This window comes from Bacteroides sp. An279, from assembly GCF_002159615.1.
In the GTDB taxonomy this organism is placed as follows: Bacteria; Bacteroidota; Bacteroidia; order Bacteroidales; family Bacteroidaceae; genus Phocaeicola; species Phocaeicola intestinalis.
This window is the reverse complement of record NZ_NFJA01000146.1, coordinates 1-5,123: the sequence shown is the minus strand read 5'-3', so window position 1 is coordinate 5,123 and position 5,123 is coordinate 1. Positions and strand designations below refer to the sequence as shown.

The 5,123-nt window shown below is 38.8% G+C and carries 8 protein-coding genes; 3 read left to right on the top strand and 5 right to left on the bottom strand.

The features are described 5' to 3' along the window. Positions 1–201 precede the first annotated feature (201 nt). The 5 genes from B5F78_RS15845 to B5F78_RS15825 form a co-directional block, all read right to left on the bottom strand. Entirely contained in the window at positions 202–543 is a 342-nt protein-coding gene (locus tag B5F78_RS15845; RefSeq protein ID WP_241148276.1) for a DUF4113 domain-containing protein, read from the bottom strand. Positions 544–888: 345 nt separating this feature from the next. Next, positions 889–1,245, bottom strand: a complete 357-nt coding sequence (locus tag B5F78_RS15840; protein WP_087407188.1) for a DUF4377 domain-containing protein — start codon at positions 1,243–1,245, stop codon at positions 889–891. 11 nt (positions 1,246–1,256) lie between these two features. Further along, positions 1,257–1,718, bottom strand: coding sequence for a hypothetical protein (locus B5F78_RS15835; RefSeq protein WP_140400212.1), 462 nt, complete (start codon positions 1,716–1,718; stop codon positions 1,257–1,259). A 106-nt stretch (positions 1,719–1,824) separates the two neighbouring features. After that, positions 1,825–2,010: a hypothetical protein gene (locus B5F78_RS15830; RefSeq protein ID WP_087407186.1), complete on the bottom strand. Its 186-nt coding sequence runs from the start codon at positions 2,008–2,010 to the stop codon at positions 1,825–1,827. 34 nt (positions 2,011–2,044) lie between these two features. Next, complete coding sequence (locus B5F78_RS15825; protein WP_087407185.1) at positions 2,045–3,052, bottom strand: replication initiation protein; 1,008 nt, start codon at positions 3,050–3,052, stop codon at positions 2,045–2,047. A 479-nt stretch (positions 3,053–3,531) separates the two neighbouring features. Here B5F78_RS15825 and B5F78_RS15820 point away from each other — a divergent pair, with 479 nt between their 5' ends. From B5F78_RS15820 to B5F78_RS15810, 3 genes are all read left to right on the top strand, one after another. After that, positions 3,532–3,780, top strand: coding sequence for a toxin-antitoxin system protein (locus B5F78_RS15820; protein ID WP_087407184.1), 249 nt, complete (start codon positions 3,532–3,534; stop codon positions 3,778–3,780). Further along, positions 3,777–4,055 carry a type II toxin-antitoxin system YafQ family toxin gene (locus B5F78_RS15815; protein ID WP_087407183.1) on the top strand — a complete coding sequence of 93 codons (279 nt, stop codon included), beginning with the start codon at positions 3,777–3,779 and terminating at the stop codon, positions 4,053–4,055. The genes B5F78_RS15820 and B5F78_RS15815 overlap by 4 nt, the downstream gene beginning before the upstream one ends. 479 nt (positions 4,056–4,534) lie before the next feature. Then, on the top strand, positions 4,535–5,123 hold a 589-nt coding region (locus B5F78_RS15810), incomplete at its 3' end, for a BfmA/BtgA family mobilization protein (protein ID WP_087407182.1).

Here is a 5,123-nt window from a genome sequence, read left to right as displayed (position 1 = left end):
ATATTAGTAATAATCATAAGATAAATTCATATCAGTTATGTTACAAATAGTTGAAACAGAGAAATATAAACTTCTTTGGTCTTAAAATATCTACTAAATTGCTACAAATATAGATTATAATATTAAAAATAGACTGAAAAAGCTGAAAAAAATACAGAAATATATCAATATATTATCGAACATCCCGAATATTTTAATAGTTCACTTCACAAGGATGACATCATCGAGGTTGGTGGTGTACTGCTTGCTGATGTGTTCGCATTTGAGGTGCCACGACTTGTCTGTGGTGCCCTGTACAGCTACCTTAATGGTGTTATGACCGTTCTTGCGGTTGATGGCATCTATGGCAGCAGCCAGACGTGACTGCTTCTCACGGTCAATAGTATCGAACAGGTTAGTCTGGATGGCAAAGTTGGGAACTATGTTCCAGACAATGACTCCGGCTTTCTTATAGTGGTACCCACCCTCTTTGCAGAAAACAAAGCGAAGTGCCCGGACTGCGGTACTGACAAGCTTCTGGAGGTCGTTGGTCGGTACCTGCATGTGGATGGTGCGGTTGATGCAGTGCTACGGAAAATCTAGTCGGAAACGGCTGGTATAGGCGAAGACTGTTATCTCTGTACAGCAGCTGTGCTGCATACGGAGCTTTCTGACACATTCGGAAGAAAAGTTTGTAAAAGCTTCTTTTCGCAATATAGATCTGACAGAGGCGAGTCAGGAAGAGAAGTCGGGGTTTTGGAATGGGTATGTGATTTTACATATGCATGCTTGCGTGAGGGATGTTTGTCCCCTATATTTTTGATACGGGGTATTAGGCCCCCCTATTATGATATAGAGAAACTAAAAGCGACTAAGATTGCACTTAGTCGCTTTTTATATTCATTATCTTTATTTTTCATGTTCTGTTAAGATTTCTATCAGTTTATATCTGACATTGCTATCATCAGCAGGAGGATTTGCTAAGGTCGTTTTTTCAACCTTAAGAGTGTATTCAATTCCTTTCTTATAAACAAATCCGTCTATGCCACTGAAAGGAAGTTTTGAATAGCTTGCATTTCCTTCTTCTTTAACAAGCATACACTCTATTGGAGTTTCACTTCCCCAGGGTGTATAAGTATCTGTTTCTGCAGAAACATACATTTTTACAATTTCAACTTTGTCTGTCAAATCATCTTTATCACAACTGATAAAGATGAATGTTAAAAGGAATAGTATCAGTATTCCAAATAGATTCTTTGTTTTCATATTACTTTGATTTATAGTTCTGTATTTACTTTTATTTTCCCTATTGTTTTCTGTTCGTCACGAACCCGGCATAGTTCCCGGTGTGCTCTTTCCTTATACTCCTGAAGAACTTTGATTTCGTTACGCAATCGGTTGTTTTCTACCTGAAGAACCTGGAGTTCTTTTGCCTGTTCTTCAGCTTTCATTTCAGCACGTACTTTTTCTTCAGCTGCCTTTGCGATAAGCTCCGGAGCCGGAATCTGTATCTGTTTCTGTGCTGTTATAAACTCGCTCATAAGCATACAAAGGGCTTCTACCTGGTTTCTTTCCTTCTCGATGTCTGGAGGTACAGGGAGAAATGGTGTTGTTTCCTTATCATAGATGTCGAAGTCATTCTTCTCTATGAATTTCCAGACTGTTTCAACCCATTCACCGACAGGCTTTCCGGCTTTTCGGCAATATATTTTTATTTCCTCAAGTATGCTTTTCGGCACTCTTAAAGTTGATGTTTGTATATTTGTTTTTTCTTGCATATCAATGATTTATGTGCAAAAATATAAAGAATATATTTAGTAATATACATATTCTACAAAAAATATATTATAGCTTTGTTATATGTATATCTACAAAACAACCACCGAAGCCGGATAAGTCGTCTGGTTGCGTGTAAGTGACCGTTACAAGGGTTTGTCCCATGAATGTTTCAATCTTGTCTATAACGGCTTCCATTGGCTTCCCTAAGCCTGTGGCTTCAGCAGATACCAAAATCAAATCTCCTTCCTTCATATCTTAATTTTTTTGATTGTGTGACAGAATCAAATTATTTTATACCGAACTCTTCTCTTAACATTTTAAGCAGTGCATTTTCAGCGTGCTTTCTTGTCATTTCTCCTGTACATACTCTGTCATCGTAATAACAGCACCTTTCATACACATTCTTAAGCCTCCCGAGTTCTGCTATTTTATCTACAGCCTTTACTGCTTTATTATTTGTAGGGTTATCCATTGCATTACTGATCCACCTGTAAACAAATGAATATTGTTCGTACTGTTCCCCTCCTTCCTCTCGTGGATGCAGAGTGTTTATATTGAATACAACTGTATCAGCTTTGGGCTTTCTTCCCTTAATTGGATATTTGCAAATCAGTTGATAGTCAAACCATACATCAGAACCGCTTTCCTTGATGCGTTCCTTCGCTGGACGCAGAATCTTTTGGTCTATCTGGGCATTAGAATAGACTTCAGGTATCTCCAGATCTTTTCTTAGCTGAAGGATCGGGTAGTAATACTGTTTTCTATCTCTTTGGCTGCAAATTATTTTATACAGCCTTTTTGTGTAGTTACCACGAAGCCCAAGCGCAAGCCCTTTGGAATATCTTGTTCCTCCGACACCAACGCCATAATAAATCAAGAACGGAATAGCCCAAGGGTTTATATTAAGCATTACCTGGTTAGTCCCCTTTATGTTGTGTATCGTTGTGATGATTGCGCCAACGGTTTCTATTGTCTTGTGTATTTTGGGATGAACCCAGCGGAAGGAAAAATTCTTTTTTGTCAAGTCCAGAGCTTCTTTTAAGACCTTTGTTTTATTGTTTCTTCCTCCAGCTTCATCGCATCTGATAGTAACATAAGGCTGATTAAATAAGTCACGTGGCAGTTCTTCTTCTCTTGTCATGTGCTTTTGTATCTTGTCACTGATAAGAGTAAGCAAGTTTTCTTGCCATTCAGAAATATTGTACTGCCCAAAAGTTACATTATTAGGCTGAATGAGCATTATTTCTTCTTCTGTAGGAGGTATGAACGGCACCAAGTCTTTTCCTTTTACCATATTCTTGATTTTTAGGGGGTACTTTGCAAATATAGACAATAAAAAGTAACATGCAAAAAGAAAAGGTATTTTTTATCGGTATGTTTAGTAATTTGAGTATCTTTTATAGGGGGTAATTTTAGTAATTTGAGTATCTTTTATCCCTTTTATTTAGTAATTTGAGTATCTTTTATCCCTTTTTACCATTTATAAAACACATAAAATCAGCCTTTTACAATGCTAAAAACACGTTTGTACAAGATATTCTGCAAAGACATTCTAACAAGAAAGCGGATTTTAGGATGAAAGTGACCTTGCTTGTCCATGTGGAAAACCGCACAAAGAAGGAGAAAAAGAGAACCCTCCCTTTAGGGAGTTAGGTGGGTTTAGGTAGGCAAATTTTCTGGCGCGTTAAAAAGTGTGTATATTAGTAATTTTATGTTTATTTTCTTTGCTTTTGATATATATTGTTATACATTTGCGATAAAAAGTATAACAGTATGGAAGTGACAATAAAAAAACTAACTGCATTCAGACTTGACAGCAACCTTCTGGACATGCTGAAGAGTGCTGCCAAACGTGAACATCGGAGCTTAAACAACTTTGTGGAATGTCTTCTTATGGATGCCATGTACACAGAGCCAAACGAAGAGACCAAAGCGGCTATAGAAGAAGCTCGTGCTGGGAAAAACCTGAAGAAAGTTGATACAAGCAGCTTCGAGAACTTTATAAAATCCTGTAGTGAATGAGAGAAGTTAAGACTGGTGGTCAGTTCCGGAAAGACCTGAAACGATACAGGAATGATAAAACCAAACTTGAAAAGCTTTATGATATTGTAGGATACTTGGAACGTTGTGAGGACGTTCCAAAAGAGTTTAAACCTCATATGCTTTCAGGTGATTATGCAGGTCACATGGAATGTCACGTAGAAAATGATTTTCTTTTGATATGGATCGATGATGAAGTCGTAAAGCTGGTTAGGCTTGGCAGTCATTCGGAATTGTTTGGAAAGAAGAAAAAATAACATAACTATTTTAGAAAGTCAGTAGATCTTCAATAACAAAGTAAGTTCTGCTGACTTTTATTTTGGATATGCACTGCAAATGGCTGCACTCGTCGGGACGGGTGGTCCCGCCCCTTGCCGTGCGGCGCTCCCCGACCGATGAGTTTTTTGTGGTGTTCCGGACACGTTCTGTTGTGCGGTTTTGTTGGGTAATTCTGTTGTGTACCAGGTGTGCGGTTTTCGTGGGTGTTCACGTGTGTGGGATAGGTTCTATCTCTCCCCGTCCCCTTTGCTAATTTCGCGCTGGGGAGGGTGTTCGATAGAACAGCAAGAGGAAACCGGGCAAACCCTGTTTTTTCCTCTTGCCCTACGGGGTTTTTAGCTGTAAATCAGCCATTTAGAAAATTATACTAGTATAATTTGGTTATAATGAATAAATATACTATCTTGTAAACCAATAAGTTAGTATATTAATTCATTATAATAAGCCTTATAATATCATGGAAAAAGACAGTAAAACAACGGTAGCAGTAGAACGTACTACTTTTACTAAACTTGACCGTCTGGCCAAGGCAAATAATGTGTCAAAAATGGAGTTCCTTACACATGCTATAAATTATTTTGAGAAGTACGGTATAAACCCGGTCGAGCATGAAAGCCCGGCACAGGAAATGCAGAAGCTTATCAAGCGCATGGATCAGGTGTTCGCATTTCTGAAGAAACAGGAAACGGATCTTGTGCGTCCGGCTTGTGAAGCTCTGGCCGGAGCCAGCACACAGATAACCATAAACCTTTCATCCTTACTTTCGGAAGAAAAGTTCAGGCGGTTCCTGAAGGAGAACAGCGAACTTTTCATCGAGGTGATGAATCAATCCAGCGAAAAGGGAAAAGCTATTGACAGAGCTGAAAGAGCGGTACGGGATTCTGATGCAGTTATCAGGAAGAACCAGCAGGCCATTTTCAAGCGGATAGAAGCCAATGAAACAGCACAACTTAAAGCCATGCAACATATAGTTTCCTTCCTCGATGCAAAAGGAAAGACCGGGCTGCTCGATGATATAAACAAGGTCTATGAGAGGGAAAAGGAAA

Bases quoted from the DNA above. Each gene is read 5' to 3' on its own strand.
- B5F78_RS15845 (WP_241148276.1), bottom strand. From the start codon at position 543: ATGCAGGTACCGACCAACGACCTCCAGAAGCTTGTCAGTACCGCAGTC.
- B5F78_RS15840 (WP_087407188.1), bottom strand. From the start codon at position 1,245: ATGAAAACAAAGAATCTATTTGGAATACTGATACTATTCCTTTTAACA.
- B5F78_RS15830 (WP_087407186.1), bottom strand. From the start codon at position 2,010: ATGAAGGAAGGAGATTTGATTTTGGTATCTGCTGAAGCCACAGGCTTA.
- B5F78_RS15825 (WP_087407185.1), bottom strand. From the start codon at position 3,052: ATGGTAAAAGGAAAAGACTTGGTGCCGTTCATACCTCCTACAGAAGAA.
- B5F78_RS15820 (WP_087407184.1), top strand. From the start codon at position 3,532: ATGGAAGTGACAATAAAAAAACTAACTGCATTCAGACTTGACAGCAAC.
- B5F78_RS15815 (WP_087407183.1), top strand. From the start codon at position 3,777: ATGAGAGAAGTTAAGACTGGTGGTCAGTTCCGGAAAGACCTGAAACGA.